The 25,236-nt window shown below is 69.6% G+C and carries 31 protein-coding genes; 16 read left to right on the top strand and 15 right to left on the bottom strand.

Annotation, left to right across the window (positions count from 1 at the left end; all coding sequences use genetic code 11):
* Window positions 1-53 precede the first annotated feature (53 nt).
* The 9 genes from AB0I12_RS01100 to AB0I12_RS01060 all read left to right on the top strand — a co-directional run bounded on the left by AB0I12_RS01100 (window position 54) and on the right by AB0I12_RS01060 (window position 7,173).
* Window positions 54-1,034: a calcium/sodium antiporter gene (locus AB0I12_RS01100; RefSeq protein ID WP_359922747.1), complete on the top strand. Its 981-nt coding sequence runs from the start codon at window positions 54-56 to the stop codon at window positions 1,032-1,034.
* Between the two features lie 118 nt (window positions 1,035-1,152).
* Window positions 1,153-1,677 carry a hypothetical protein gene (locus tag AB0I12_RS01095; protein WP_359922744.1) on the top strand — a complete coding sequence of 175 codons (525 nt, stop codon included), beginning with the start codon at window positions 1,153-1,155 and terminating at the stop codon, window positions 1,675-1,677.
* Window positions 1,664-2,140: a hypothetical protein gene (locus tag AB0I12_RS01090; protein WP_359922742.1), complete on the top strand. Its 477-nt coding sequence runs from the start codon at window positions 1,664-1,666 to the stop codon at window positions 2,138-2,140. The genes AB0I12_RS01095 and AB0I12_RS01090 overlap by 14 nt, the downstream gene beginning before the upstream one ends.
* A 70-nt stretch (window positions 2,141-2,210) precedes the next feature.
* Window positions 2,211-2,753, top strand: a complete 543-nt coding sequence (locus tag AB0I12_RS01085) for a helix-turn-helix domain-containing protein (RefSeq protein ID WP_359922739.1) — start codon at window positions 2,211-2,213, stop codon at window positions 2,751-2,753.
* On the top strand, window positions 2,746-3,453 hold the full coding sequence (locus tag AB0I12_RS01080; protein ID WP_359922736.1) for an ATP-binding cassette domain-containing protein: 708 nt from the start codon (window positions 2,746-2,748) through the stop codon (window positions 3,451-3,453). Before AB0I12_RS01085 ends, AB0I12_RS01080 begins: the two co-directional genes overlap by 8 nt.
* Window positions 3,450-4,205: an ABC transporter permease gene (locus tag AB0I12_RS01075; protein ID WP_359922734.1), complete on the top strand. Its 756-nt coding sequence runs from the start codon at window positions 3,450-3,452 to the stop codon at window positions 4,203-4,205. The genes AB0I12_RS01080 and AB0I12_RS01075 overlap by 4 nt, the downstream gene beginning before the upstream one ends.
* 189 nt (window positions 4,206-4,394) lie before the next feature.
* Window positions 4,395-5,159 (top strand): hypothetical protein, encoded by a 765-nt coding sequence (locus AB0I12_RS01070; RefSeq protein ID WP_359922731.1) that lies wholly within the window; start codon window positions 4,395-4,397, stop codon window positions 5,157-5,159.
* A gap of 252 nt (window positions 5,160-5,411) precedes the next feature.
* Window positions 5,412-5,855, top strand: a complete 444-nt coding sequence (locus tag AB0I12_RS01065) for a CBS domain-containing protein (RefSeq protein WP_359922729.1) — start codon at window positions 5,412-5,414, stop codon at window positions 5,853-5,855.
* A gap of 28 nt (window positions 5,856-5,883) precedes the next feature.
* Window positions 5,884-7,173: an ArsB/NhaD family transporter gene (locus AB0I12_RS01060; protein WP_359922727.1), complete on the top strand. Its 1,290-nt coding sequence runs from the start codon at window positions 5,884-5,886 to the stop codon at window positions 7,171-7,173.
* 192 nt (window positions 7,174-7,365) lie between these two features.
* On the opposite strand, the gene AB0I12_RS01055 is transcribed toward AB0I12_RS01060, so the two are convergent.
* Both AB0I12_RS01055 and AB0I12_RS01050 read right to left on the bottom strand, forming a co-directional pair.
* Entirely contained in the window at window positions 7,366-8,205 is an 840-nt protein-coding gene (locus tag AB0I12_RS01055; protein WP_359922725.1) for a GNAT family N-acetyltransferase, read from the bottom strand.
* A complete protein-coding gene (locus tag AB0I12_RS01050; protein WP_359922723.1) occupies window positions 8,202-8,672 on the bottom strand; it encodes a GNAT family N-acetyltransferase in 471 nt (156 codons plus the stop codon). Before AB0I12_RS01050 ends, AB0I12_RS01055 begins: the two co-directional genes overlap by 4 nt.
* Before the next feature lie 194 nt (window positions 8,673-8,866).
* Here AB0I12_RS01050 and AB0I12_RS01045 point away from each other — a divergent pair, with 194 nt between their 5' ends.
* Both AB0I12_RS01045 and AB0I12_RS01040 read left to right on the top strand, forming a co-directional pair.
* Window positions 8,867-9,979, top strand: a complete 1,113-nt coding sequence (locus AB0I12_RS01045) for a beta-propeller fold lactonase family protein (RefSeq protein ID WP_359922720.1) — start codon at window positions 8,867-8,869, stop codon at window positions 9,977-9,979.
* A 152-nt stretch (window positions 9,980-10,131) separates the two neighbouring features.
* Window positions 10,132-10,578, top strand: a complete 447-nt coding sequence (locus AB0I12_RS01040) for a pyridoxamine 5'-phosphate oxidase family protein (RefSeq protein ID WP_359922719.1) — start codon at window positions 10,132-10,134, stop codon at window positions 10,576-10,578.
* 262 nt (window positions 10,579-10,840) lie between these two features.
* On the opposite strand, the gene AB0I12_RS01035 is transcribed toward AB0I12_RS01040, so the two are convergent.
* The 10 genes from AB0I12_RS01035 to AB0I12_RS00990 are packed head-to-tail and all read right to left on the bottom strand — an operon-like array spanning window position 10,841 to window position 18,765.
* Window positions 10,841-11,296, bottom strand: a complete 456-nt coding sequence (locus tag AB0I12_RS01035; protein WP_359922716.1) for a universal stress protein — start codon at window positions 11,294-11,296, stop codon at window positions 10,841-10,843.
* Window positions 11,293-11,886: a V-type ATP synthase subunit D gene (locus AB0I12_RS01030; protein WP_359922714.1), complete on the bottom strand. Its 594-nt coding sequence runs from the start codon at window positions 11,884-11,886 to the stop codon at window positions 11,293-11,295. The genes AB0I12_RS01035 and AB0I12_RS01030 overlap by 4 nt, the downstream gene beginning before the upstream one ends.
* Before the next feature lie 8 nt (window positions 11,887-11,894).
* Entirely contained in the window at window positions 11,895-13,268 is a 1,374-nt protein-coding gene (locus tag AB0I12_RS01025; RefSeq protein WP_359922712.1) for a V-type ATP synthase subunit B, read from the bottom strand.
* Window positions 13,265-14,995, bottom strand: coding sequence for a V-type ATP synthase subunit A (locus AB0I12_RS01020; protein ID WP_359922709.1), 1,731 nt, complete (start codon window positions 14,993-14,995; stop codon window positions 13,265-13,267). Before AB0I12_RS01020 ends, AB0I12_RS01025 begins: the two co-directional genes overlap by 4 nt.
* On the bottom strand, window positions 14,992-15,519 hold the full coding sequence (locus tag AB0I12_RS01015) for a V-type ATP synthase subunit E family protein (RefSeq protein ID WP_359922706.1): 528 nt from the start codon (window positions 15,517-15,519) through the stop codon (window positions 14,992-14,994). Before AB0I12_RS01015 ends, AB0I12_RS01020 begins: the two co-directional genes overlap by 4 nt.
* A complete protein-coding gene (locus AB0I12_RS01010) occupies window positions 15,516-15,737 on the bottom strand; it encodes a V-type ATP synthase subunit F (RefSeq protein ID WP_359922703.1) in 222 nt (73 codons plus the stop codon). Before AB0I12_RS01010 ends, AB0I12_RS01015 begins: the two co-directional genes overlap by 4 nt.
* Window positions 15,734-16,111, bottom strand: coding sequence for an ATP synthase subunit C (locus AB0I12_RS01005; protein ID WP_359922702.1), 378 nt, complete (start codon window positions 16,109-16,111; stop codon window positions 15,734-15,736). Before AB0I12_RS01005 ends, AB0I12_RS01010 begins: the two co-directional genes overlap by 4 nt.
* Window positions 16,108-17,427 carry a V-type ATPase 116kDa subunit family protein gene (locus AB0I12_RS01000; RefSeq protein ID WP_359922699.1) on the bottom strand — a complete coding sequence of 440 codons (1,320 nt, stop codon included), beginning with the start codon at window positions 17,425-17,427 and terminating at the stop codon, window positions 16,108-16,110. Before AB0I12_RS01000 ends, AB0I12_RS01005 begins: the two co-directional genes overlap by 4 nt.
* On the bottom strand, window positions 17,414-18,346 hold the full coding sequence (locus tag AB0I12_RS00995; protein WP_359922696.1) for a hypothetical protein: 933 nt from the start codon (window positions 18,344-18,346) through the stop codon (window positions 17,414-17,416). Before AB0I12_RS00995 ends, AB0I12_RS01000 begins: the two co-directional genes overlap by 14 nt.
* On the bottom strand, window positions 18,331-18,765 hold the full coding sequence (locus AB0I12_RS00990) for a hypothetical protein (RefSeq protein WP_359922694.1): 435 nt from the start codon (window positions 18,763-18,765) through the stop codon (window positions 18,331-18,333). The genes AB0I12_RS00995 and AB0I12_RS00990 overlap by 16 nt, the downstream gene beginning before the upstream one ends.
* A 155-nt stretch (window positions 18,766-18,920) precedes the next feature.
* On the opposite strand from AB0I12_RS00990, the gene AB0I12_RS00985 reads away from it, so the two are divergent.
* Both AB0I12_RS00985 and AB0I12_RS00980 read left to right on the top strand, forming a co-directional pair.
* Window positions 18,921-19,361, top strand: a complete 441-nt coding sequence (locus AB0I12_RS00985; protein ID WP_359922692.1) for a CBS domain-containing protein — start codon at window positions 18,921-18,923, stop codon at window positions 19,359-19,361.
* Window positions 19,362-19,558: 197 nt separating this feature from the next.
* A complete protein-coding gene (locus tag AB0I12_RS00980; RefSeq protein WP_359922690.1) occupies window positions 19,559-20,290 on the top strand; it encodes a dienelactone hydrolase family protein in 732 nt (243 codons plus the stop codon).
* 37 nt (window positions 20,291-20,327) lie between these two features.
* On the opposite strand, the gene AB0I12_RS00975 is transcribed toward AB0I12_RS00980, so the two are convergent.
* Window positions 20,328-20,585: a universal stress protein gene (locus AB0I12_RS00975; protein WP_359922687.1), complete on the bottom strand. Its 258-nt coding sequence runs from the start codon at window positions 20,583-20,585 to the stop codon at window positions 20,328-20,330.
* Between the two features lie 37 nt (window positions 20,586-20,622).
* Here AB0I12_RS00975 and AB0I12_RS00970 point away from each other — a divergent pair, with 37 nt between their 5' ends.
* Complete coding sequence (locus AB0I12_RS00970) at window positions 20,623-21,987, top strand: MBL fold metallo-hydrolase (RefSeq protein WP_359922684.1); 1,365 nt, start codon at window positions 20,623-20,625, stop codon at window positions 21,985-21,987.
* 204 nt (window positions 21,988-22,191) lie between these two features.
* Window positions 22,192-23,244, top strand: a complete 1,053-nt coding sequence (locus tag AB0I12_RS00965; RefSeq protein ID WP_359922681.1) for a PIG-L family deacetylase — start codon at window positions 22,192-22,194, stop codon at window positions 23,242-23,244.
* Between the two features lie 3 nt (window positions 23,245-23,247).
* On the opposite strand, the gene AB0I12_RS00960 is transcribed toward AB0I12_RS00965, so the two are convergent.
* Together AB0I12_RS00960 and AB0I12_RS00955 are read right to left on the bottom strand one after the other, a co-directional pair.
* A complete protein-coding gene (locus AB0I12_RS00960) occupies window positions 23,248-24,450 on the bottom strand; it encodes an FAD-dependent oxidoreductase (RefSeq protein ID WP_359922678.1) in 1,203 nt (400 codons plus the stop codon).
* 107 nt (window positions 24,451-24,557) lie between these two features.
* Window positions 24,558-24,815 carry a metal-sensitive transcriptional regulator gene (locus tag AB0I12_RS00955; protein ID WP_359922676.1) on the bottom strand — a complete coding sequence of 86 codons (258 nt, stop codon included), beginning with the start codon at window positions 24,813-24,815 and terminating at the stop codon, window positions 24,558-24,560.
* Window positions 24,816-24,927: 112 nt separating this feature from the next.
* Between AB0I12_RS00955 and AB0I12_RS00950 the strand changes: the two genes are divergently transcribed.
* A complete protein-coding gene (locus tag AB0I12_RS00950) occupies window positions 24,928-25,230 on the top strand; it encodes a rhodanese-like domain-containing protein (protein ID WP_359922673.1) in 303 nt (100 codons plus the stop codon).
* Window positions 25,231-25,236 lie beyond the last annotated feature (6 nt).

Below are 25,236 nucleotides of genomic sequence, written 5' to 3'. Positions count from 1 at the left end.
CGGGAAGCCTGGTCGGCGGCAGAGGTGTTGTTTGCCGATCGGAGGGCGCTCTTATGGTGGTGCGGATTCTGCTTGCCGTTGCAGGGCTGGTCGTTCTGACCTTCGCGGCCGATCATCTGGTGCTCGGTTCGTCGCGGCTCGCGCAACGGTTGCGGATCAGCCCGGTCGTCGTCGGTGTGGTCGTCATCGGCCTTGGTACGTCGGCGCCTGAGTTCCTCGTCTCGGGTGTCGCGGCGGCGCGCGGGGACACCGGGCTGGCGATCGGCAACATCGCCGGGTCCAACATCCTGAATCTGACTCTCGTGCTCGGCATCGCAGCGCTGGCCGGTCGGGTGGCGGTGACCTCGCACGTGATTCGCCGCGAAGTGCCGCTCGCCGTGGGCGCTGTCGTTCTGTTCTCGTTCCTGGCGTGGGTGGGCCTGCGCCCGGTGACCGGCGCGGTGCTCGGCGCCGCGGGGGTGTGTGCGGTGTTCGTCCTCGTCCGCTGGGCCCGCGAGGGACGCAGCAACGAGGAGGTCGCGGAGGAGGCAGCGGAGTTCACCAAGGCACCCGCGACGGTTGACGTTCCGGTGCAGGCGTCGACGCTACCGGCCTGGTTCGAGCCGGTGCGCGCGGTCCTCGGTCTGGCCGGAGTTCTCGCCGGTGCTCAGCTGCTCGTCTCCAACGCGTCGGCGATCGCGACCGATCTCGGCGTACCGCAGGTCATCATCGGCTTCACCCTGGTCGCGCTCGGGACGTCGCTCCCCGAGCTCGTCACCACGGTCCAGGCCCAGCGCCGCGGCGAGTCCGAACTCGTCGTTGGGAACCTGTTCGGCAGCAACCTGTTCAACAGCCTGGTCGGCGGCGCCGTCGTCGGTATCGCCTCCGGTTCAGCCGCGGCCGAACGCGCAGCCGTCGCCCTCAGCGTCACGATGATCCTCATCGCCGTACTGGCCTGGATGCTCCTCCGCCGCGGTCTCGCCCTCACCCGCGTCGAGGCCACCGTCCTCCTCGGCGCCTACGCCCTCACGATGCCGCTGCTGCTCTCGTCCTGACGCTTGTAACGCGCGAGCCCCTTGCGCGGATAGTGCTGTTGAGCTCGGCACCATCGAGCACGGTGTGCCGGGAAGCCTGGTCGGCGACGTACTTGTCGTCGGCCGAAGGAAGCACACCATGCTGAACGTTCCCCGCTGGGCCTCGGTGCTCGGCATCTACGCGCTCCTGGCGACGCTGTTCGGTGTCGTCGCCGTCCTCGACATCCACCATCAGCAAACCGTCGCGCAGGAGTTCCTGGACGCCGGTATCGCGACCACGGCCGACGGGGTCGACGTCGACGTCCGGTACGGCAAGGGTGGAAGCTCCATCGACACCGTCGAGGTGACGTTCGTCGTGGCGGCGCAACGACACATGGCGACGTTGTCGAACAGCCTGGGCGACCCCGAGGGCAATTCCGAGGGCCGGCATCCACCGGCGGCCGGAACGCGGTACGCCCCGCCACTGCGGATCCTCTACAAACCCGACGACCCGTCGCAGGTCATGGCTCTGGTGGACGCCGAGGACTTCGCCGCCGACACCGGGATTCCATCCGGCGTCTCGGGTCTCGTCGCGATCGGCGGAACCGCCAGTGTCGCGATCGCCGGCGCCTGGCTCGCGTACTCACGGCTGCGGTCCGCGGGTGGTCGTCGTGGTCACGGGTAGACACCGAGACGGCGGTCCGTGGCTCGAGCGCGTCGTCCTGTCCTCGCCGATCGGCGAGTGGTCAACGCTGCGCCTGGTCCTGAGCCTGCTGTGGGTGGCTGTCATGGCAGGCATCTCGACTTCTTTCGTGTACGACGAACTGGTCCTCAACCACCGCGGTGAAGTGGTGACCGCGCTCGTCACCCGCACCAACTACGACCAGCGCGGCCCCACCTTCAACGCGGAACTGCAGTCACGCTTCCCAGGCGTCCGAGTCCTCGTCGAGAACATCCACCAGCACCCACACACCGGCGACCTCGTCACTCTGCAGGTCGACCCGCGCAAACCCACCCGAGTCCGCGACCCGCAATCCTGGCACTGGCATCTGTTCGAAGTCGCCCCCATCGCGCTCGCGCCTACCGCCGTACTCGTCGCCTGGGCGCATCTCAACCGCACCCTCCGCAGACGCAGGCAGCGCAGGTGACCCCACTGCGACCGCCGCACCTTGTGACCACCGAATGTTAGTGACTAACATTCGTCCTGTGGCATCACGCATGGAACGGACACGCGAACGGCTACTGACTGCGGCATTGGAGCTGTTCACCGAGCGCGGATACGAGGGAGCGAGCGTCGGTGAGATCGCCACGCGTGCAGGGGTGACGGAGATGACGTTCTTCCGGCACTTCCCCAGCAAGGCGAGTCTGCTCGTCGACGATCCGTACGATCCGCTGATCGGCGCCGCCGTCCGTGAGGAGCCGACGAGTCTCGATCCGATCAGCCGTGCGGCCCGCGGAGTCCGCGCAGCGTGGCGGCAGGTGCCGCCTCCGTCGGTCGAAGAGGTGCGGGTACGGCTCCGGATCGTCGCGCGGACCCCGGCCTTGCGTGCGAGCCTCGCGGCAGCGACGGCCGCGACCGAAGCAGTGATCGCCAGCGCGCTGGCCGACGGGACCACTGCTCCGACGGAGGCATTGATCGCAGCCGGCGCCGTCATGGGCGCCCTCAACACAGCCCTGCTCGAGTGGAGCATGACCGACAACGACGACCTCGGACAGGCTCTCGAGAACGCCCTGAACGTCTTGGAGGACCGCCATGGCTGACGCGGTCGCCGCGCACGACCTGATGCGCACGTTCGACGACGGGACCGGCATACGGGGAGTGGACATCAACGTCGCGCCGGGCGAGATCCACGCCTTGGTCGGTCTGAACGGCGCCGGAAAGTCCACACTGATGCGGCTCCTGCTCGGGATGCTCAAACCGGATCGCGGCGCCGTGACGATCGCCGGCCGAAACCTCGGACAGGCCGACTGGACGGCGGTCGGACACCTCGTCGACTACCCGTTGGCCTATCGCGAGCTCACCTGCCGGCAGAACCTCGTGCTCGGCGCCAGACTCCACGGCGTCACCGCCGCCGTGCCGGCCATCGTCGACGCCGCCATCGAAGAGCTACATCTCGGCCAGTACGCCGACCGCCGCGCCGACAAACTGTCGCTCGGCAACAAGCAACGCCTCGGCCTTGCATCCGCGCTGCAGCACGACCCCACCTTCATCGTGCTCGACGAGCCGACCAACACCCTCGATCCGGCCGGCGTGATACTGCTCCGCGAGGCACTGCTGCGCCGCTCGCGCACCGGAGCGGGCGTCCTGGTCAGCAGCCATCACCTCGACGAGGTCGCCCGCGTGGCCGACCGGATCTCGGTTCTGAACGCCGGGCGGATCATCGGAACGCTGGATCCGCATGGCATCGACATCGAGCGCTCCTTCTTCGACCTCGTCCACAGCGACGACACAGCACCATGATCGCCGGCCTCGTCACCGAGTTCACCAAGCTGACGCACGCGACCGTCGTACGAGTCACCTCGGCCCTCATCGTGCTCGGGATCTCGCTCATCTGCTCGTCGATGCTGTTCGCCGTCCGCACCGACGACCCCCAGCTGGCCGCGAAGCTCGGACCACTCATCGACCCCGGCGGATGGGCAGGCTACCTCGCCGTCGCTGTACAGGTGACCGGAGCTGCCGGCTTCGTCGGGTACGGCGTCGTCCTGAGCTGGCTGTTCAGCCGGGAGTTCGCCGACGGCACCATCACAGGCCTCTTCGCGATCCCGATCTCCAGACGGACGATCGCGGCGGCGAAGCTCGTCGTCTACCTGGCCTGGGGCACCGTCACCGGAGCGGTCCTCTTGCTGGCCCTGATCCTCCTCGGCCTGGCCGCAGGACTCGGCCCGATCCCCGCCGAGGCGGCACCATGGATGGGCCGGCAGCTCGCCCTGTCGCTGTTCAGCATCGTCATCGCCACCCCCGCCGCCTGGGCGGCGACCGTCGGCAGATCGGTTCTGGCCGGAATCGCGACCACCGTCGTCATCCTGGTGACGTCCCAGGTCTCCGTGATCGCCGGAGCCGGCGGCTGGTATCCCTTCGCCACACCGGCGTTGTGGGCCATCCACAGCGACATCGCCGTCACACCACTCCAACTCAGCCTGATCGCCCCAGTCGTCGCCGCCGCCGTCGCCCTCACCCTTCATTCCTGGAAGACCCTCCAACTCGACCGCTAGCTGTACTTGCGCGGTGCCGGCCACCGTCTCCGCCCCATCCGTCACAGTCGGATCACGGGTGTAACGGTGGGCCGGGCACGCCGATGTAGGCAGTAACGCGCAGCCCGGTGATCCGCGGCTGTTCGCTGGTGTGCCGGGAAGTCTGGTCGGCGACGTACAAGTCATGTCCCCGACCAGGAGGCCAACTCCATGCCCAGCCGTTTCCTTACTTCTGCCTGCCTGAGTGCCGCCTTGCTCCTGACGGCGACCGGGTGCTCCGACGGATCCAGCACCGGCTCCCCCGCTCCGTCCAGTACGCCGACGCCGTCGGCGACCGCGTCGTCCACACCACCGCCGGCCACCACTGCGGCACCCAGCACTCCACCGGCGACCACACCCGCGCGTACTCCGGCGCAGCTGACCAAGGGCTTGCTGGCGCTGGCCGACCTGCCCGCGGGGTTCTCGATCGAGAAGGCTGATGACTCGGGTGACGACGACGTGACGCTGTCCTCGAAGGACGCCAAGTGCGCCAAGCTCGTCGCGTTCTCCAACGCCGATGTACCGCCGGGTTCCAAGGCGTCCGCCACGCAGTCGTACTCCGGCGGTGCGGAGGGACCGTTCATCGACGAGAGCCTCGACGCGATGGGGTCGGCTGCCGCGGTCGGCGCGCTGCAGAAGTCCTTCAAGCAGGCCATCGTTTCCTGCCGAACCATGACGCTGACGATCCCCGGCGAAGGCCGCTCCCCGATCAGCGTGCGCGAGGTCTCGGCCCCGAAGTCCGGAACCGACCCCGTCGCCGTTCGTTTCAGCGCGACGTCCGGACCTCTCGAAGGCCTCGAAGTCACGATGATCACCACCGGCGTCGGCGACGTCGTCCTCGCGCTCACGATCGTCAACGGCCTGCCCGAGGACATCGAGGGCGCGACGAGCGCCGCCGTACGCAAGGCCCAGTCGGTGCTCGGCTCCGGCACCTGAGTTCCACATCCTGTCCTCCGGAGCGGAGGCAGTGGACCGGCCGCGCCGAAGGACGGCGATCGTTTGCGTTCGGCGCGGTCGATGGGGGAAGCTGGCCACGGTGTGCCGGGAAGTCTGGTCGGCAGTACCCGTCCTCGACCTGGGGTGCGGGCAGACCGGCGATCCCAGGAGGCACTGTGACGTGGACGGCCACGAGCCCGGGCTCCGGGGACAGATCCTGTGCGTCAGTCGCCGTCGGCGTATCGTGCGAATGTGCACGCAGAACAGATAGCCGAGCCGTATCCAGTGGTCAGGCTGGACACGAACGCTCGCGAGGCAGCCGAACTGCTCGCCGCACAGCGGCTGCCCGGCATCATCGTGGTGGACAACGAACAACGCCCGTACTCGGTCCTGCCTGCGTCACAAGTGGTCCGCTGTCTGGTGCCGAGCTACGTGCAGGACGACCCGTCGCTCGCCCGGGTGATCGACGAGTCGCTGGCGGATCGGGTCGCCGACAAGCTGGCGCAGGTGACCGTCCGGCAGATGCTGCCGGACGAGCCTGCGGAGTTGCCCGTGGTGAACCACGACGACACCGTCCTGGAAGTGGCTGCGATCATGGCCCGCCTGCGGTGTCCGTTGGTTGCCGTCGTCAAGGACAAGGACATCGTCGGAGCGATCACCGCCCCGAGGCTGCTGCAGCTGGTGATACCGCACTAGGGCCGGCTGACCGCTTGGCGGTGGCGGCGTGACGGCTCTCACCGTCGTCGTCTTCCTCGTCGCCTACCTTCTGATCGCGACCGAGTGGACGCACAAGCTCCTTGCCGCGCTCGGTGGTGCAGCGGTCCTGCTCGCAGTGGGCGTCACCGATTCCGAGCATGCCTTCTACTCCCACGAGACCGGCATCGACTGGGATGTCATCTTCCTCCTGCTCGGCATGATGATCATCGTCGGCATCCTGCGCCGCACCGGCGTCTTCGAGTACGTCGCGATCTGGGCGGCCAAACGCGCCAAGGGATCACCCCTGCGGGTGATGATCCTGCTCACGCTGATGACGGCGCTCGCCTCGGCGTTCCTCGACAACGTCACCACCGTCCTGCTCATCGCGCCGGTCACGCTGCTGGTCTGCGACCGGCTCGGGATCAGCCCGGTCCCGTTCCTGATCGCCGAGGTGATGGCGTCCAACATCGGCGGCACCGCGACCCTGATCGGTGATCCGCCGAACATCATCATCGCCAGCCGGTCCGGGCTGACCTTCAACGACTTCCTGATCCACCTCACGCCGTTGGTCGTGCTCGAACTCATTGTCTTCGTTCTGGTGTTGCCGCGACTGTTCAAAGGCGCGTTCGCGGTGGACGAGGACCGTGTGGCCGATGTACTGCGCCTCAACGAGCGCGAAGCCATCCAGGACACCCGCCTCCTGATCAAGTGCGGCGCGGTCCTGCTCCTGGTGTTCACCGGATTCATCGGGCACACGGTGCTTCACATCGAGCCGGCTGTCGTCGCATTGCTCGGTGCGGGGTTGCTCGTACTGATCTCGAAGGTCCCCACGCGCCACTACATGTCCAGTGTCGAGTGGCAGACGCTCCTCTTCTTCGCTGGTCTGTTCATCATGGTCGGGGCCTTGGTCAGGACCGGGGTGATCGCCGATCTCGCCCAGGCCGTCGGCGAGGTGACCAACGGCAGACCCCTGCTGGCGACGATGCTGATCCTGGTCGTGTCCGCCGTACTGTCCGGCGTCGTCGACAACATCCCGTACGTCGCCACAATGAGCCCGGTCGTCCTGGAACTGACCAAGACCGTCACCGACCCGGCGCACGGCCACGCCCTGTGGTGGGCCCTCGCGGCCGGCGCCGACTTCGGCGGCAACGCGACCGCGATCGGCGCCAGCGCGAATGTCGTGGTGATCGGCATCGCGCTGCGCGCCGGCCACCCGATCAGCTTCTGGGAGTTCACCCGCAAGGGCGTTGTGATGACCGCAATCACCATCGCTGTCGCAGCGCCGTACCTCTGGCTGCGGTACTTCGTCCTGTCCTGACACCATCCTGCCGGCCGCAGCCCTCGCCGGCAGCACCTCCTTGCGGCACCGCGACATCGACACGAACTGATCTCCCGGGTCACGATCTCGTCACCGGCGTAACGTCTGCCCGCCGGGACCGATGTGACCTTTGCGTGCGAGCCCGAAGGTCCCCCCGTGCCATCGGGCTCGCACCGGCCAAGTCGCCGACGCTCAGGGGTGCTTGACGAGGACCGCCCGGGTGTAGAGAAGGTCGAAGCCGCTCCGTTGGGCGTTTTGCTGGGACTTGGATGCCGGTTGCGTGGTGATCACTCCGACGTCGCAGCCCGCGGCCGCCGCGCCGGCGAGGCGGGTGGTCAGGAACGCTGACTGGATACCGTGTCGTCGGTGCGCCGGAAGTGTGGCGGCGCCTGCGAACTGAGCGATGCCCGCGACCGTGCGCAGCCCGGCCCCGCCCGCGATCTCACCGTGCCGCACGGCGACGTACCGAGTGATGTCCGCGGCGGCCGCGTCGCGTTCCGCGTCGATGTAGGTCTCGCGCGGAAACTCCTCGCGCCACGGAACCCCTTGCGTGTCCGGTGCGGCGACAGCATCGGCCATGACGTCCAGCCACTGGTCGAGCTCGTCGTCACCGCTCACCCGGATCGTGATCCCCTCCGGCGGCGTCACGTCGTACCGCTGCTCGATCACGAGCCCCAGTACGTTCTCGAACGATTCCAGTTGATACCCGCGCCGGCTCAGAAGGATGCCGATCTCCCGGTCGCCGAGATGCGCGAGCTCGACCTGCACCGGTGCCCCGACCCGGGCGTAGGCACGCTCGATCTCGTCCAGCTCCCCCTCGGCAGGTACGCCGCCGAAGCCGAGCCCGACGACCTTGTTGTACGGCGAGTCGTCATCCGCGAAGCTCGCCAGCCCGCCGCTCACCGGGATCACGAATCCGCGTCCGTCGCCCAACCGGCGATGTGTGGCCCGGGCGCTGGCCTCGATCAGCCCGGCTTCGGCCCGCTCGATCCGCTCCGCGAGCCCGACGTCGCAGAAGAGCCTGCCGGTCATGACTCGTCCGCCACGAGCTCCCGATCCAGCCAGATCCGATCTCGCAACGGGATGCCGTCGATGACGATGCCGTCCGGATAGCCGGACGCGGAAGTGAAAGCGTCCCGCTCGACCCGAAGCATCCGGAATCCCTGGCGCTGATAGAACCGGAGATTCCCCACATCCGCAGTCGCGGTGGAAACCACCATCCGGGAAGCCCCACCGCGCCGGCAGTGCTCCACGGCAGCCTCCACCAACGCCCGGCCCACACCAGTCCCCCGTCGCTCCGCCAGCACCGCCATGCTCTTCAACTCGACAGCGCCGTCACCGTCCACGACCTGGAGATGCCCGACCACCAGTCCGTTGTCCTCAGCAACGAGAATGTCCCCGGATCCCAGGTACCGATCGACCTCCGCCGCGGAGTCGTCCGCCTCCAGGAACAGTCCTCGCAACACCTCACGGTCCCCGTCCCACCACCGAATCACCATCTCCCCACCTTCGCACGCCACCGGCGAAACCGCGCCCCTGCACTCGAAAGGGTGAGTGACCCGTAAGCCCGCCACCGCCGTCCGTGCCGGGCGCTAACGGCCGGCTTACCGATCGGCGGATCCGGTCGCGGCCGGCGATTTCGGATCTACCGTCGAACGCGTTCATCCCTTTCCTGTCGGAGGAATCGATCATCATGCGCAATCCATTCGTCCGTTCCCTGCCGCCACTGCTGCTCGCAGTCACGGCGGTTGCCGCCGGCGGCACCGGCGTCGCCAACGCTCAGGGGCCGACAGCAACCAATGACGCGCAAGTCGTTGGCCATGTCTACGAAGCGACCAACACCGCGGCCGGCAACGCGGTTCAGATCTTCGACCGGCTCCGCGACGGCCGGCTGCGTACAGGAAGCGTCGTCGCCACCGGCGGACTGGGACTCGGAGCGTCGCTGGCGTCGCAGAACGCGCTGGTCCGTCAAGGGGACCTGTTGTTCGTGGTCAACGCCGGCGACGACACGATCTCGACGCTGGCGATCACTCCGCGAGGTCTGGTCCAGCGAGACGTCGAGCCCACCGGCGGTGACCGGCCCGTGAGTGTCACGGTCCACGGAAGCACCGTGTACGTCCTCAACCAGGGCGACGGAGCCATCAGCGGCCTTCGCCTCGGTCCGGACGGTCAGCTGAGCCCCCTCCACGGTTCGACCAGACAGCTCAGCAAGGTCGGCGACACGGACGCGGCCGCCGCGCAGGTCTCCTTCACCCCGGACGGGCGCCAGCTCCTCGTCACGCACAAGGGCGATCAGACGATCGACACCTTCGCGGTGTACGGCCGGTACGCGGGCCGCGCGGTCCCGACTCGCTCCGCCGGCTCGACGCCGTACGGCTTCGACTTCGACCGCCGCGGCCACGCGATCGTGTCCGAGGCAGGCCCGAGTGCGGTGTCGTCGTACGCCGTCCGCTTCGGCCGGCTGAGCACGATCAGCCCGTCCGTGAGCGACACCCAGGCGGCTGCCTGCTGGCTCGTCACCACGCGGGACGGCCGCTACGCGTTCACGGTCAATGCCGCGAGCTCGACCGTCTCGTCGTACCGCATCAGCACCGACGGGCAGGTCTCCTTGCTACAGGCCGTCGCCGCGCGCACCTCCGGCGGTGGCACCGACGCCGCCCTCAACCCGGACGGCACGACGCTGCAGATTCGCCTCGGCAACGGGAACATCGCGTCGTACGCCGTATCGCACGACGGTGACCTGACCGCCCAGCAGGACACTGCCGGCGCCGCCACGAGCGGAACCGCAGGCCTCGCCACCGACTGACGCCACAGGCGACCACGGCTTCGGCCGTCGGCCCGATGAGTGGTCGTCGGAGCGACCCCGCCTGGTTCGAGGAGATCGGGACTTTCGGCCCTGGAATGCGCGCCCACACGGCAGCATCGTGATCAGGTCAACCGTACGAAAGGACCCAGACCATGTCCGCTCGATACGGCGATCTTCGCGGTCTCCAGGCATCCGTCGACGAGGCGAGGCACCTGGTCGAGGTCGATCGCCAGGAAGCAGTCGCCCTGCTGGCGAGCGTCCGCGTCGGTCGCGTGGTGTTCACACGCAACGCATTGCCGGCAATTCGCCCGGTGAACCACGCTGTCATCGATGGGCGGGTCGTCATACGCACCCGACTGTCAGCGAGCCTCAGCAGGGCGGCAGGAGAAGTGGTCGCGTACGAGGCCGACGATCTCGACACCATCCGCAGGCTGGGTTGGAGCGTTGTCGTCACCGGCACGGCGCGGACCATCGACGATCCCGATCGAATCGCCCACTACACCCCACTGGTCCAGCCGTGGGCCGACCTCCCGTTGGACGTCCTGATCGGCATCGACCTCGAACTCGTCACCGGCTGCCGCTTCGTCACCGGGCCCTGAGTTCCGGGCGATCGGCAGGGGCGTTCGGTACTCGCGGCCAGGCATTTGTGCCCTGTTCCGCATGACGTCGCCGGGCTGGCTGGAACCTCGAAGGGGTGAGCACCATGACGAACAACAAACCCATCACAGCCCTGCTGATCGACCACGTGCCGGTCGCCTGGACTCGCTGACTTCCTCAGCTTCGTGGAGCTGCTCAGCACCGGCTCGGGTCGCCGGAACGACGAGGACGACTACCCCGCACTTCGAACGATGACCGATTGCATCACGTTCCTGCGTACGGGACAGCTGGTCCCGCGCCTCGGTCGCCGGCGGGTACGACGAGCACCGGAATGCCGGTGAACTCCAGCAGATGGGCCAGGTTCACCGAGGAATTTCCACCGGGATCGCGGCCGACGACGATCAGGTCGGCGGCGGACCGTACGGCGGTCGCCAGCACCTGCTCCGCGCCGCGGCCGGACAGGATCTCCTGGTGCGTCCGGAGACCCCGCAGCGATGCACGAGCGGTCATCCGCGTCAGCATCGCAACCGCGCCCTGAGCCCGCCGTTCAGCGGCCTCCGGTATCGACGCCGCTCCGAGTCGCGCATCGAGCACGTGGTCCTCGACCACCGTGACCAGCGTCAGCCCGGCGCCGACCACCGACGCCAGGTCGATCGCCAACTGCGCCGCGCACAAGGCCGCGGCAGAGTCGTCCACCACCGCAAGGATCTGCCTGATCATCTCTCCCGTCCTCTCCGCCCGGCCGCCCACCGCAGTCGCAGGTTCTCCTCCCGCTCGGCTTCGTCCAGGCGCTGCGCCAGCACGGTCAGCTGCCGTTGCAGTTCGGGGATCCAGCGCATCTCGAGCGCCCGCTGCTGCTGACGGGTGAGTGCCAGCTCTTCCGAGATCAGGACGACCGAGCGCCGGGCAGCGGCGAGCTCGACCGTCGCGACGAGCGCCGTACGGTGTGCACGCATCGCCTGAACCAGCGCGGACGAGCCGGCCGTCTGCAATTCGGGGCCGAACGTGATCTCCGCGCCGGTCGGATGCCGCACGCCCATCGTCACGTCGTAGGTCACGACGACTTCGACGGCCGCCGTCGGCGCCGAGACGAGCAACCTTTGGTGGCCGTCGAGCGCGAGACTGCGCCGCAACCAGAGGGCAGCCGTTCGTGCCTCCCGCTCGAAAGTCTCGGCGGCACGTCCCGCGACGAGCTCGAGCCGCTCGTGTTCGATCGCCAGGGCACGCTGCTTGCGATCCAGCAACTCCACCGCCCGCTGCGCGGTCGCCAGCCGGCCGGTGAGCACCAGCCGTCCCGATCGCCCGGTCACGCCGCGGCTCATCGGGTGCCCGCCAGGTGCTCGGCCAGTGACGCCTTCGAAACCATGGTCAGCTCGCGCCGGGGCAGCACGGACACTGCTTGCCACAACCGGTCGAGGGTCTCCTCGAAGGTACGAGCCTCATCCGGCCGCTGTCGCAGCAAGGAGTCCTCGAGCGCGGTGGCGTAGGCCAGATAGCCATGATCGGTGTCGTTCAGCGCGCCCGTACCGATCAGGTCGGCCAGCTCGGCCGCCTGCCGGGCCCGGGCCAGCGCCGCGATAGCTTGTGCGGCGATCTCGAGATGATCGTCCCGGGTCCGTCCCGGGCCGGCGCCATGGCGCATCAGCCGCGACAGCGATCCCAGGACATCGAGCGGGGGGTACAGGCCGCGGGCGTACAGATCCGCTGCCAGCACGATCTGTCCCTCGGTGATGTAGCCGGTCAGATCCGGCACGGGATGGGTGATGTCCCCCGCCGGCATGGTGAGCACCGGCATGATCGTCACGGATCCCGGGCGCCCGCGGACCCGGCCGCACCGCTCGTACAGCGAGGCCAGGTCACTGTAGAGGTAGCCCGGATACGCCCGCCGGGCCGGGATCTCCTGGCGTGCCGCGGCGACCTCCCGGACCGCCTCGCAGTAGCTGGTCATGTCGGCCATCACCACCAGCACGTGGCTGCCCTCGACGAACGCCAGGTGCTCGGCGATCGTCAGGGCGATCCGTGGTGTGAGCAGACGCTCGATCACCGGGTCGTCGGCACCGTTCAGCACCATCACCAGCTCACCCGCGGCGGCCCGCTCCTCGAGCGCCGTCCGGACGAAGTCGATCTCGGCGTGTGGCAGTCCCATCGCCGCGAAGACGACCACGAAGGGGTCGCCGGCGGCCGATGACTGGGCCGCGATCTGAGCAGCCAGCTGCAGGTGCGGCAGGCCGGGCACCGAGAAGATCGGCAGCTTCTGGCCGCGGACGACTGTGGTCAGTGCGTCGATCCCCGACACTCCGGTGAGCACCGGTTCTCGCGGCGGCTCGCGCTCGACCGGATTGAGCGGCCAGCCGTTCACCGCCGCCACCGTCGCTCCGAGGATCGGCGGGCCGCCGTCGAGGGGCTGGCCCCGGCCGTCGCACGTCCGGCCGAGCCAGCTCCGGCCGAGCGGAATCCGGAACGGGCTGCCGGTGAATCGCACCCGGACCCCGCCGGGCCGCATGCCCGCGGTACCTTCCAGCACCTGCAGTACGGCGAGGTCACCGGCCACCTCCAGCACCACACCATGACGTTCGCTGCCGTCGTCGACCCCGATCACCGCCGACTCGTCCCAGCCCACCCCGCGGACGCCACGCACCACCAGGAGCGATCCTTCCAGCGAGCGGACGTCGCCGTACTCGAGATCCTTCATGCCAAGGCCTCCAGCGCCGTCATGAGCGTGCTGCGGCAATCGTCCAGCTCCGCCGCGGAGGGGGCTTCCTCCCGCGCCCGCACCAGCGCACCGAAGTCGAACTGCTCGACCTCGGCCGCGGCCACACCCCGATCGATCAGGCTCACACAGCGGTCGATCACATCGAGTGCGAACTGCAGCAAGCTCGCGCCCCGCTCGGCGGAGCAGGTCGCGTCGACCGGGCTCAGCGCGCTCTGCGCGAGGACGGCGTCCCGGAGCAGCCTGCCCCCGAGAATCGTCATCCGCTCGCGGCCCGGCAGTGTCCTGGTCCCGACGATCTCGGCGAGTTCGCTCAGCCGCGCGGCCTCGGCCAGCACCGTGATCGCCCGTGCGCGGCGCGCCGCCCAGCCCGGATTGTCGTGGCCGGCCTGCCACGCGCCCACCGCCTCCGCGTCGTGCGAGTACGACGCCGACCAACTGACCGCCGGATAGTGCCGCGCGTAGGCCAGATCGCGATCCAGGCACCACACCCCGCGGACGAACCGTTCCGTCGCGGTGGTGACCGGCTCCGTCAGGTCCCCGCCGGGCGGCGAGACCGCACCGACCACAGTGACCGCCGCGATCCGCCCGCCTTGGGTCCGTACCCGTCCCGCGCGCTCGTAGAACGCCGCGAGCGACGAGGAAAGATCGGCTGGATAGCCCTCCTCCGCAGGCAACGCACCAGTGCGGGAAGCGAACTCGCGCAGCGCCTCGGCCCACCGCGACGTCGAGTCGGCCACCACGACCACGTGATGTCCCATGTCCCGGAAGTACTCCGCCACGGTGAGCGCGGTGAAGACGCTTGCCTCCCGCGCCATCATCGGCATGTTCGAGGTGTTGGCCAGGATCACCGTGCGATCGATCATCCGGCCGCCGGTCCGGGGGTCGGTCAGCTCGGCCAGCTCGCCGAGCACGTCGGCCATCTCGTTGCCTCGTTCGCCGCAGCCGACGTACACGATGACGTCGGCGTCACACCACTTCGCCAACTGCTGCAGCAACACGGTCTTCCCGGTCCCGAAGCCACCCGGTACGGCGGTACTCGAGCCGGCGCCGATCGGGAAGAGCAGGTCCAGCACCCGTTGTCCGGTGTGCAGCGGCGCGAACGTCTCCTCCCGCGCCGCGAACGGCCGCGGCCGCCGGACCGGCCACTGCTCGAACAGGCCGAGCTCGACCTCTCCGACCTTCGCAACCACCGCTCCCTCGGGCAGCTTTCCGGCGTCGGCCAGGAACCGCAGCTCGCCGCGCACTCCAGGCGGCACCAGTACCCGATGCTCGATCGCCCCGGCGTCGGCCACCACACCGAGCAGAACGCCCGGCCGGAGCTCGTCGCCCTGAGCGGCCCTGGGCTCGAAGTACCAGCGGGCAGGAGCCTGCTCGCTCGGCGCCAGCGCCTGTGGCGACAACCAGGTCGGTGCCGACGACAACGGTCGCAGCAGGCCGTCGAAGACCCGGCCGAGCAGACCCGGCCCCAGCCGTGCCGACAGCGGCCTGCCGGTCCGGCGGACCACGTCGTCCGCCGTCAGCCCGCCCGTGTACTCGAACGCCTGGAGGGTGAGCGTCTCATCGTCGATCGCGACCACCTCGGCCGGAACCCGCTGCTCACCGAGCTCCACGACCTCGTACATCGCTACGTCCGGGATGCCGGTCGCCGTCACGAGCGGACCGTTGACCCGGTAAATCCGGCCGGCCCTGGCTGCCGGTCGAGTCAAGCCGTCCACAGTGCGGCCACCTCCGGCCCCGACCGCGCCAGCGCTCGATCCGCCAGCGCAGGCAGGCTCAAGTCCACACGCCTGCTCCCGACCGACGCCAGGATGCCTCCGTCCGGACTGTCCACCACGTCCGCCTCCATGCCCAGTTGCTCCCGCGCCCGATCGACCAATCGCCGCCGAAGCAGTTCGTATTCGGCGGTCCCGGCGATCGACGCGGCGGCTTGCCGGCAACGGCGGCGGAGTTCCTCGTACAGACCGCGCTGCGCGGACAGGGCCGATCGGCGGGCTTCCCGCCGGCTTCGCGCCAACCGGACCGCGAGGGCCGCGGTCGCGGTCGCTTCGCCCGCCGCGCGAGCATCGGCGATCATCCGGTCGGCGGCACAGCGTGCCTCCTCGCGCAGCCGGTTGCTCTGAGTCTCGGCCTGGCGCGCGACGTCAGCCGCTTCGGCACGAGCCGCGGCCAGCAACGCCACCCGGACCGGTTCGAGGGCCGCATCGGCGGCGGCGGACAGCGGCCGGCTCACGGCGGCAGCACCACCGTCAGCACCGCAGCGGTCCGCAGGCATTCCTCGCCGAGCACCCCGGCCGCCGCGCCGGTCAGCAGCACGACCCCGACGTCGGCGGGCAACTCGCGCCACTGCCGACGTACCTCTGCCTCTGTGGTTGCTGGAAGCAACGTGACGCCCGCGAGCCCGTAGCCCGCCGTCCGGGTCGGCTCGCCCAGGACGGCCACCCGGGTCATCGTGCTTCTCCGACCAGGATGACCGCGACGATCAGGCCGTAGATCGCGATCCCCTCGGCAAGTCCGACCACCACCATCGCGCGCCCGAACAACTCCGGCCGCTCGCTCATCGCCGCCAGCGCCGCGGCGCCGGTGTAGGCGACCGCGATCCCGGCCCCGATCGCCGAGCCGGCCACCGCGATCGCCGCGCCGAGCAGTGCGGATCCGTTGGCCTGCACGGTCTGGCTCCCGGCCGCATCCGGGCGGCCGGCCGCGAACCCCCAGTCAGCGGTCACGATGACGATCAGCAGGGCGACCGCGCCGGTCAGCAACAGCAGGTTCGCGACGGTCAGCAGCACCGCCGCCCGGGGATGCCGCCGCAGGAACTCCCTCATGAGGTCACCTCCAGGTCGTCCGCCGGCAGTCGCCAGGGCCGGAACGGACGTCCGTCCGTGGCGAACACCCGGGAGAACAGTTCGTAGTACTCGAGCCGCAACGCCTGAATACCTGCCACCAGAGCCTCGAGCGCGAACGCGATGCCCGTCCCGGCGATCAGCACCAGCCCCGCGCCCAGGCGGCCCGGCACCGAGCCGCTGTTCCACAGCGCGACGGTGCCTGCCCAGACGATCGCTCCCAGCGCTGCGTGCGTGAGGCCGAAGGCGGCCAACCGCGCGAACGACACGACGTTCGATCCCAGCCGGACGACGACATCGAACAGCTCGACGCTCGCCTGCAGCACACCGGCGCCGCCGCCGCCCGAGCCGGCCAGCAGACCGAGGAAGGTGAGCACGAGACCCGCGATCCCGAGCAGGACCGCACCGATCAGCAACCAGCCGCTGCCGAAGTAGGCGCCCCCGGCCACCGCGCCGAGCGCGAGGAACAGCAGCGCACCGGCGATCCCGGTCCGGGCGTAGAGCGCGAACGCCCAGCCACCTTCGCGGTACCGGTTGACGATGCCCAGCGCATAGGCGCCGGCGAGCAGGACCGCCCCCACCCCGATCGCGGTCAGCAGCAAAGTGGTGACGTCGTCCACCGGCGAGAGCCACACCACCGGGACCAGACCGGTCGGCCCGAACATCTCGCCGTACAGCACGCCGAACACGACGCTCGCGGCGCCTGCCCCGGCGAGGAACGGCCAGGCCGGCCGGAGCTTCGCCAATCGAGCCAGACGTCCGCTCCGGACGATCACGGCGCCGAGCAGGAGCAGCATCCCGTGGCCGACGTCGCCGAACATCATCCCGAACATCGCCACGTAGGCGAGTCCGGCGACGAGTGCGGGGTCGACATCGGCGTACGGAACCGTGGTGTACGTCTGCACCAGCAGTTCGAACGACCGGCCGCGTCCGTGCTGGCGCAACAAGGTCGGCGGTTGCACGCCGGGTGGCGGCGGCAGCGGTACGGCGGTACCGCCGACGGGCGTCAAGGCCTCCGTCAGCTCGGAAAGCGCCGACGCCGGCGTCCAGCCGAGGAGCGCCACCACGGGGCCGTGCGGAGTCGCCTGGGCCGTCCGCCGGCGGACCTCCAGTTCGCGATCCGACCAGTCCGGCTGCCGGTCGGCCGCGACCGCCAGTTCGATGTCGGACCGCACCGGATCGAGCTCGACGACGCCCGCGGAGCTCAGCCGAGCGAGCAGCTCGCGCTCATGCGCACCGGGTGCGACCAGCGCGATCCGTTGCATGCGCACGGGCCGGACGGCGTCACGCCAAGACATCGAGCACTTCCCCCGGACCGGCGCCGTACGACGCGTCCCCGAGCGCGGCCCGCACCCGCCAGCCGTCGACCGCCAGCACAGCGACTGCTCCCAGGACCGGATCCAGGCCGGGCGTTCCCTGTCGCAGCAGGCGGAACCCGTCTGCCTCGATCCGGCCGGCAAGTCCCGCCTCAGCGCGCCAGAGCTCCGCCGGCGAGCCGACTCCCTCCAGAACCCAGCGTCCGGCGACCGGTACCGCCGGTCTCAGGGCCGCCACCGACCGCGCTCGCAGCCAACCGTCCCCGATCAGTGGCGTCGCGGCCCTGCCGACGGCGTGCCCTCCTGTTGCCACCAGCAACTGTTTGGCGGCCAGCAGGACCGCGGCGCCGGACGCCCATCCGATCGTCTGCGGCGCCTCGGCGACGACCATGCGCAGCCAGCGCAGCACCAGTACGTCGTGCAGGTTCTCGGCCATGGAATCACCGGGATCGCCCCAAGGTGACGCGGCGAGCGCACGCCGCAACCCGTCCGCCGAGGTCGTCACCGCGATCCTGGGCCAGGACATCGCCAGACTGCCCAGCTCGAGGTAGGTCCGCCGCCGTCCATCCGCCAGCGCCCCGGCGTGCGCCTCGATGTTAGCGAGTTCGTAGCGTCCGGCGAGCGCCCGAGCCAGGCCGCTCGCGGATCCGGGCATCCAGCCGGACAGCACCCGCAGCTGCCACAGCTCGGCAGCCGCGACCAGTTGCTCGGCCTCGGGCAGCGTCGTACCCGGTACGGCGGCCCGCGCGTACGCCGTACCGTCGAGCAGGCGGAGCGCATCGGGCAGTCCTGCAGACGACGCGAGCCGCCGTGCCGCGCCGGCCCCCATCCGGCGGCGGGCCATCGCCTTCGCCCGGACGGTCGCCGCCACCCAGCCCGCGCCCATCAGGTCGTCTCCCACAGATCCGCACGGAGCCGGTCCAGGACCGCCTCGACCAGGTTGTCCATCCGCTGCGATCCGGCCTCCTGCAGCTGCACCGCGGCGGCTGTTGCGGTCGTCAGCAGCTGCTCGACCGCCGAGTCGGCCCGGGCCTGGATCGCGGCGGTCACCTCCGCCTGCTCGCCGGTCGCCCGCGCTCGAGCGTCCATGACCATCCCTGCGGCGTCGGTCCGGGCGGTCGCGATGAGGCGGGCAGCCTGTTCGCTCGCCCGTGCCCGGATCTCCTCGCTGTCGGCGATCGCGGCGTCGAGTGCCCTGAAGACGGGGACAAGCTCGGCCGGTACGCCGGTGCGGCTGTCCATCGGCACGCCGACAGGCCCGGCGCCGCCCGGCGTACCGACCGGACGGAAGCGCCGCAGCCGATCCAGCATCGTGCTCACCCTCCGAGCGTCCCGGCCCGAACGGCCGCCCGAGCAGGGCCCAATGGCCCGACTTCGGTGACAAACGGTCCTGGCCCGCGGCGAGCGGAAGCGTCAGCGTGCAAGTGCCAGAAAGGAACGCGGAGCAGCTCGAGCGACGAAGCGAGGTGCGGACGATGCGGGTCCGGGACGTGATGACCACACCGGCGACGACCGTGACCGCGGAGACCTCGATCGGCGCGGCATCGCGGCTGATGGGCGCTGAACAGCTGACGTCGATCGTCGTCGTCGACGACTCCCGGGCACTCGTCGGTACCGTCGAACTGAGCGACTTGCTCACGCACGAAGCCGAGCAGGGTGCCGACCAGGGCGTGGCGCCGGCCCACCGCGTCGGTGAGGTCCGGGTCCGCCGTACCGCCTGCGTACGGTGCGACGACGAGATCGCGGTGCCCATCGACCTGATCCGGTCGACCACAGCGGCTTTGCTGCCGGTCGTCGACAAGGATCGAGTGGTCGGAACGCTCAGCCGCGACGATCTGCTCGACCTTCTCGCCGACCGCGATGTCCGCGCCGACCTGCTGGCCGGCTCGGCGTGCGGATCCGCCTACCGCGGATGACCGCAGTCACGAGGTGGAAGACGCCGACACGCGCGATGCAGGGTGCCGAGCAGCCGGTGAGGTTCGGTCGGCACCCGGCGGCTGGAGCGGCAATCCCCTCGACAGGCCGGGACCTTGGGTCCTGCCGACATCCCACTGGCGGAGCCCGATCAGGAGCAGCTGACGTTCCCGCCAAGTCGGCCGTAGCCTGTGCAGGTATGGGACGACTCGACTCCTGGACGCCGGGGAGCTACACCGCCGGCGGCACGACGCATCCGACCTTTCGCAAGGGCGCCGGTCCGGGGGTGATCGTGATCCACGAGATCCCGGGGATCACACCAGCGGTCATCGCGTTCGCCGAGGACGTGGTCGGGCGTGGCTTCACGGTGGTGATGCCTTCGTTGTTCGGGCACCCCGGGGCCGGGGCGACCGTCCGGGAGTCCGTGCGGAGCATCGCTCAGGTGTGCGTCAGTCGGGAGTTCAGCCTGTTCGCGCTCGGTCGTACCAGCCCGGTGGCGACGTGGTTGCGGTCCCTGGCGCGCGATCTCCACACTGAGCTGGGCGGATCCGGGGTGGGGGCCGTGGGCATGTGCCTGACCGGAGGCTTCGCGCTCGCGATGCTGGCCGACGCACCCGTCGTCGCGCCTGTGCTCGCTCAGCCGGCCTCGCCGGCCCCGGTGGGACAAGCGCGGAAGGCCGACCTCGGACTGAGCCCGGGAGACCTCGGCGCTGTCAAGGCCAAGGTCGCCGCCGGCTGTCCGGTGCTCGGCCTGCGCTATGCGGGTGATCCTGCGGTCGGGACACGCTTCGACACCCTTCGCCGTGAGCTCGGCGACAAGTTCATCGCCGTCGAGTTCCCCGGCCGCAGACACGCCACACTGACCGAGCATCGCCAGCAGGAAGCCGTGGATCGCGTACTGACGTTCTTCGAGCAGCGCCTCAAGCCGTAGCGGGTGTCGTAGCGCCCTTGCGGCCGAGCGCGCCGCTCTAGTGATCGTGGAAGATCGCGACCGGAATCGTCGCGTGATGCAGGACGCCGCGGGCCACCGACCCGACGACTACGCCGGGCAGTCGGTGCCGACGGCCGCCGGTCACGACCAGCTGGGCTCCCGCCGACTCGGCAGTCTCCAGCAGCACGGCCACGGGGTGCGACCGCAGCAGCTTCCGCTCCACCTCGATGTCGGGCTGAAGGCCGAACGGCCCCGAAGCTCGGGACTCTCGCCCGCTGCCTCCGCCTCCTCCCACCGGCGAACCTGACGACACCGGCATGAGAGGAGTGGACATGACCGCGCTCACGTTCCTCGGCGCGGCCGGCACGGTGACCGGCAGCAAGTTCCTGCTGGAACACGGCGACGAGCGGATCCTGATCGACTGCGGCCTGTTCCAGGGCGAGGCGCGATGGCGACGTCGCAACTGGGACCCGTTCCCGATCGACCCGGCATCGCTGGACGCCGTCGTACTCACCCACGCGCACCTCGACCACTGCGGCTATCTGCCGAGCCTCGTCCGGCAAGGCTTCCACGGACCGGTGATCTGCACGCCCGGTACGGCGGACGTCGCCGCGATCGTGCTCCGTGACGCCGCCCGTCTCCAGATGGAGGACGCTCAGCACGCCCGCGCCGGCGGCTACTCCAAGCACGATCCACCGCAACCGCTCTTCGACTCCGAGGACGCCGAACGGGCGATCCGGCTCTTCCGCCCCACGACCGACGGCGTCCACCTGGCCGGCACCTCCGTACGACTGCACCGGGCCGGCCACATCCTCGGCTCGGCCTTCGCGGAGCTCGAGTTCGACGGGCGAAGACTGCTGGTGAGCGGGGATCTCGGCCGGCAAGAGCATCCGCTGCTCCGCCCGCCCGAGCCACCACCGGCCGTCGACACGGTCCTGATCGAGGCGACGTACGGCGACCGCCACCACGACGCGCTCGACCACGCCCAGCTCGCCCACCTGATCTCCACCACCGCGGCACGCGGGGGTGTCGTCCTGATGCCGGCCTTCGCGATCGACCGCACTGCGATCCTGCTGCACGAACTCGCCGGCCTGATGCGCGACGGTCTCATCCCCCACCTGCCGGTGTACGTCAACAGCCCGATGGCATTGGCCGCTCTCGACGTCTACCGCGCAGCGGTCGCGAACAAGTCGCCCGAGCTCCGCCCCGGGATCCTCGGCGGGCCGGACCCGTTCGACCCCGGGACGCTGCGCCTGGTCCACTCCGTCGAGGAGTCCATGCGGATCAGCGACCCGGGCCGCCCGTCGGTCGTGATCTCGGCGTCCGGCATGGCGACCGGAGGACGGGTCCTGTACCACCTGGCGCGTCTGCTCCCCGGGAGGCGCAACACCGTCGTACTCCCGGGCTTCCAGGTTCCCGGCACCCGCGGCCGCGCGCTGCTGGACGGCGCCCGCGCGCTCAAGATCCACGGCCGCTACGTACCGGTCCGCGCGCAGGTTGTCGGGCTCTCCGAGTTCTCCGCCCACGCCGACTCCGACGAACTCATCGGCTGGCTGTCGGCGGCGCCGAGCGCTCCCGAGACCGTGTACGTCGTCCACGGCGAGGACCACGCTCGCGCCGTACTGGCCGGGCGGATCCACGACGAACTCGAGTGGACCGCGGTGACACCCAGGCACCTTGAACGCGTCCGCGTCTGAGACCTTGGCCGACATCGGTCGGGAGCAGAGGGACGTCTGCGGACGGAGGTCGGGACCTTCGTCCGTTCGGTCGGCGGTACGCCGGACGGACGATCGACGTACGGTGCGGCGTTCGTGGCGAGCCCGCCGACGGTCCGGAGGTGCACGATGACTCGAGTCCGATCAACCATTGACGTGACGAGCACCTTGCCTCGGTGGTCGTCCGTGCTGGCGGTTGTCGCGCATCCCGACGACGAATCGTTCGGGCTCGGCGCGGCACTGGACGCCTTCGCACGGGCCGGCAGCGACGTCTCGGTGCTGTGCCTGACGCACGGGGAGGTTTCGACGCTCGGACCTGCCGGCGACCTCGGCGTACTTCGTGCCAAGGAGCTGCAGATCGCAGCCGGCGCACTGGGCGTCGACTCGGCCGTCCTGCTCGATCATCCCGACGGCGCCTTGGCCACCGTCGACCTGAACACGCTGAAGAGCGACATACTCGCCCAGATCAGAGCGTCGAGCGCAGACGGCCTGCTCGTCTTCGACCCGTCCGGGGTGAGCGGGCACGCCGACCACTCAGCCGCCACCGCCGCCGCGCTGGCAGCTGCTCGCTGCGTGGACCTGCCCGTACTCGGCTGGACGATCCCGCGCCTGGTCGCCGACCGGTTGAACCGGAAATTCTGGACGGCCTTCGCCGGGCACGACTCGCGAGACATCGACCTGGTGGTTCCGGTCGACCGGGAGAACCAGCGCATCGCAAGCCTCGCGCACGCCTCGCAGGCCGTCCCCACGAGTGTGCTCTGGCACCGCCTCGACCTGCTGGGAAACCAGGAGCACTTCCGTTGGCTGCGCCGAACTACGCCGCCGGCCACCGAGCCGAACGGCACCACGACGATCCGGGTCGGCCATCTGGACGGCGACCGTTTCGGCATCCAGATCCGCGAGCACACGCTCGCCGTCGATCAGCCGAAGGACGCCGGCGGCGAAGACACCGCCCCCACGCCGACGGAACTCTTCGTCGCGTCCCTCGCCGCATGCGTCGCGTTCTACGCCCGACGCTATCTGCACCGGCACAACCTCGACACCACCGGCCTCAGCGTCGAGACCAGCTTCGCACTGGCGCAGAAGCCGGCGCGGGTCGACCGGATCGACGTCACCGTCAAGCTCGCGGCCGACCTCCCGCCCGCGCGGCGCGACGCCCTGCTGGCCGTCGTCAACCACTGCACCGTCCACAACTCGATCACCACCCCGCCGGAGATCTCGATCACGCTGGCAGGGTGAGGTTCACGGCAGTTGCACGTACCCGTGGCGCATCTTCCACAGGAAGTACTTCTCGAAGCCCAGCTTCATCAGATGGGCCTGCGGACCGGGGATGAGTACGCCGTGCTTGCGCGGCGGCAGCATCTTGTCGGCCAGGATGATGACACCGTTGTTCCCGGCATCCATCACGCAGACCGCCTTGATGTCGCCGAACGACTTCGTGTTCACCGGCTCCTCACCGCGGATCTGCGCGGCGATGTTCGCAGCCGCGGTGTGCGCCATCACCTCGGTCGGGAAGCCCGTCTTCGGGATCCCGACCGGCGTCGGCGTCTGCCACGGTACGTCGACCGCGGCCGCCACGCCGACCGCGTACACGTCGTCGTGCTTCTCGCTCTGGTACGTGTCCCGCACCACGACGTACCCCTTCTCGTCGGCCAGCCCGTTCGAGTCCTTCAGGAAGCGCTGCCCGAGGAACGGCGGGATCACCATGCCGAACGAGAACGGCACCGTCTCGCCGTCCGCCAGCACGAGCGCGCCGTCGTCGACGTGGTCGATACCGACCGAGATGCGTGCCTCGATCCCTTCCTTCTTCAGGAACATCCCCAGCAGCTGCTCGCCGTGCGGCAGCCCGCCGATCCCGAAGTGCCCGAGGAACGGCTCCGCCGTGACGTAGGTGAGCTTCACCTTCTTCTGCAGACCGGCCTTCCGCAACTGGTACGCAGTGTTGAACAGGAACTCGTACGCCGCCCCGAAGCAGCCCGCACCCTGCGTGGCCGCGACGACCACGTCGCCGGGGTCATCGAGGAACCGGCGCCAGGCGACAGCGGTCCGTTCGGCCTCCCGGAGAGTGGTGATCGTGTTCGCGTTCTCCTTGAACCCGGGAACGACGTCGTCCTTGTTGCGGTAACCGGTCGCGATGACCAGATAGTCGTAGCCGAACTGCCGGCCGTCGTCGATCGTGACCTGCTTGGCCACCGGGTCGACCGCGGTCGCGGCCGCATGGACGAACTCGATGCCGTGCGCATCCAGCGTCGGCGCCACCGGGAACGTGATGTCCGCCTCGTCCCGTTTGCCGAACGGAAGCCAGATCAGGCTGGGATTGAAGAGGAAGTGGTCGCTCGCGGACACGACCGTCACGTCCACGTCGCCCTCGAGCTCGTGCTTGACCGCCAGCGCCGCGGTCATCCCACCGAAATTGGCGCCCAGCACCAGGACCTTCCGACGCATCTCCAGCCTCCTCGATCAACCAACCGTCACAGTCATTGAGCCGCGGCAGGCCCAGCGGAGGGAGAGGCGATCGGCCCGCAACCCGTGGGCCGCAGGTCCTTGAAGTGTCAGGCCAGGGACAGGAAGAGCTTCTCCATCTTCGCCACGTCGACGTCACTGTCCTCATCGGTCAGGCACTGCTGCAGCCCCGTGGCGACGATGGCGTAGCCGGCACGGGCCAGCGCCTTGTTGACCGCGGCGAGCTGGGTGAGGACCGACTCGCAGTCAGACCCTTCCTCCATCATCCGGATCACGCTGCCCAGGTGTCCGTGAGCGCGTTTCATCCGGGTCACGACCGGCTTGATCTCAGCGGGCTCGAGTTCCATCACTGCTCCTTCTCCATTCGTCCGAACACTCCGATCATATCCCCCTGGGGGGATATGTTACTGTTTCAGCATATCCCCCCGGGGGGATACAACGACAAAGAAAGGACTCTTGATGCCAGAGATCGACACCGATCAACTCGCCGTCGTCCTGGACTCCGGCGTGACCGTGCTGGACGTTCGTGAGCCCCGCGAGTACGCCGCCGGCCATGTCCCCGGCGCGGTGAACATCCCCATGGGCCGCCTGACCGGCCGCCTCGACGAGCTCGACCGATCGGCACCGGTGTACGTCGTCTGCGCCACCGGCAACCGGTCATCGGCGATGACCAGTCTGCTGATCTCGGCCGGATTCGACGCTCACAACGTCGCCGGCGGAACCAGCGCCTGGGCCCGGTCCGGGCGCCCGATCCACCAGTGAGAATCC

It is taken from the genome of Kribbella sp. NPDC050459 (genome assembly GCF_040655315.1).
In the GTDB taxonomy this organism is placed as follows: domain Bacteria; phylum Actinomycetota; class Actinomycetes; order Propionibacteriales; family Kribbellaceae; genus Kribbella.
This window is presented reverse-complemented; position numbering and strand designations above follow the sequence as displayed.

What these genes read in the sequence shown, in the direction of transcription:
- AB0I12_RS01100 (WP_359922747.1), top strand. Translation starts at nt 54, where the DNA reads ATGGTGGTGCGGATTCTGCTTGCCGTTGCAGGGCTGGTCGTTCTGACC.
- AB0I12_RS01095 (WP_359922744.1), top strand. Translation starts at nt 1,153, where the DNA reads ATGCTGAACGTTCCCCGCTGGGCCTCGGTGCTCGGCATCTACGCGCTC.
- AB0I12_RS01085 (WP_359922739.1), top strand. Translation starts at nt 2,211, where the DNA reads ATGGAACGGACACGCGAACGGCTACTGACTGCGGCATTGGAGCTGTTC.
- AB0I12_RS01080 (WP_359922736.1), top strand. Translation starts at nt 2,746, where the DNA reads ATGGCTGACGCGGTCGCCGCGCACGACCTGATGCGCACGTTCGACGAC.
- AB0I12_RS01075 (WP_359922734.1), top strand. Translation starts at nt 3,450, where the DNA reads ATGATCGCCGGCCTCGTCACCGAGTTCACCAAGCTGACGCACGCGACC.
- AB0I12_RS01070 (WP_359922731.1), top strand. Translation starts at nt 4,395, where the DNA reads ATGCCCAGCCGTTTCCTTACTTCTGCCTGCCTGAGTGCCGCCTTGCTC.
- AB0I12_RS01055 (WP_359922725.1), bottom strand. Translation starts at nt 8,205, where the DNA reads ATGACCGGCAGGCTCTTCTGCGACGTCGGGCTCGCGGAGCGGATCGAG.
- AB0I12_RS01050 (WP_359922723.1), bottom strand. Translation starts at nt 8,672, where the DNA reads ATGGTGATTCGGTGGTGGGACGGGGACCGTGAGGTGTTGCGAGGACTG.
- AB0I12_RS01045 (WP_359922720.1), top strand. Translation starts at nt 8,867, where the DNA reads ATGCGCAATCCATTCGTCCGTTCCCTGCCGCCACTGCTGCTCGCAGTC.
- AB0I12_RS01040 (WP_359922719.1), top strand. Translation starts at nt 10,132, where the DNA reads ATGTCCGCTCGATACGGCGATCTTCGCGGTCTCCAGGCATCCGTCGAC.
- AB0I12_RS01035 (WP_359922716.1), bottom strand. Translation starts at nt 11,296, where the DNA reads ATGATCAGGCAGATCCTTGCGGTGGTGGACGACTCTGCCGCGGCCTTG.
- AB0I12_RS01025 (WP_359922712.1), bottom strand. Translation starts at nt 13,268, where the DNA reads ATGAAGGATCTCGAGTACGGCGACGTCCGCTCGCTGGAAGGATCGCTC.
- AB0I12_RS01010 (WP_359922703.1), bottom strand. Translation starts at nt 15,737, where the DNA reads ATGACCCGGGTGGCCGTCCTGGGCGAGCCGACCCGGACGGCGGGCTAC.
- AB0I12_RS01005 (WP_359922702.1), bottom strand. Translation starts at nt 16,111, where the DNA reads ATGAGGGAGTTCCTGCGGCGGCATCCCCGGGCGGCGGTGCTGCTGACC.
- AB0I12_RS01000 (WP_359922699.1), bottom strand. Translation starts at nt 17,427, where the DNA reads ATGTCTTGGCGTGACGCCGTCCGGCCCGTGCGCATGCAACGGATCGCG.
- AB0I12_RS00985 (WP_359922692.1), top strand. Translation starts at nt 18,921, where the DNA reads ATGCGGGTCCGGGACGTGATGACCACACCGGCGACGACCGTGACCGCG.
- AB0I12_RS00980 (WP_359922690.1), top strand. Translation starts at nt 19,559, where the DNA reads ATGGGACGACTCGACTCCTGGACGCCGGGGAGCTACACCGCCGGCGGC.
- AB0I12_RS00970 (WP_359922684.1), top strand. Translation starts at nt 20,623, where the DNA reads ATGACCGCGCTCACGTTCCTCGGCGCGGCCGGCACGGTGACCGGCAGC.
- AB0I12_RS00960 (WP_359922678.1), bottom strand. Translation starts at nt 24,450, where the DNA reads ATGCGTCGGAAGGTCCTGGTGCTGGGCGCCAATTTCGGTGGGATGACC.
- AB0I12_RS00955 (WP_359922676.1), bottom strand. Translation starts at nt 24,815, where the DNA reads ATGGAACTCGAGCCCGCTGAGATCAAGCCGGTCGTGACCCGGATGAAA.
- AB0I12_RS00950 (WP_359922673.1), top strand. Translation starts at nt 24,928, where the DNA reads ATGCCAGAGATCGACACCGATCAACTCGCCGTCGTCCTGGACTCCGGC.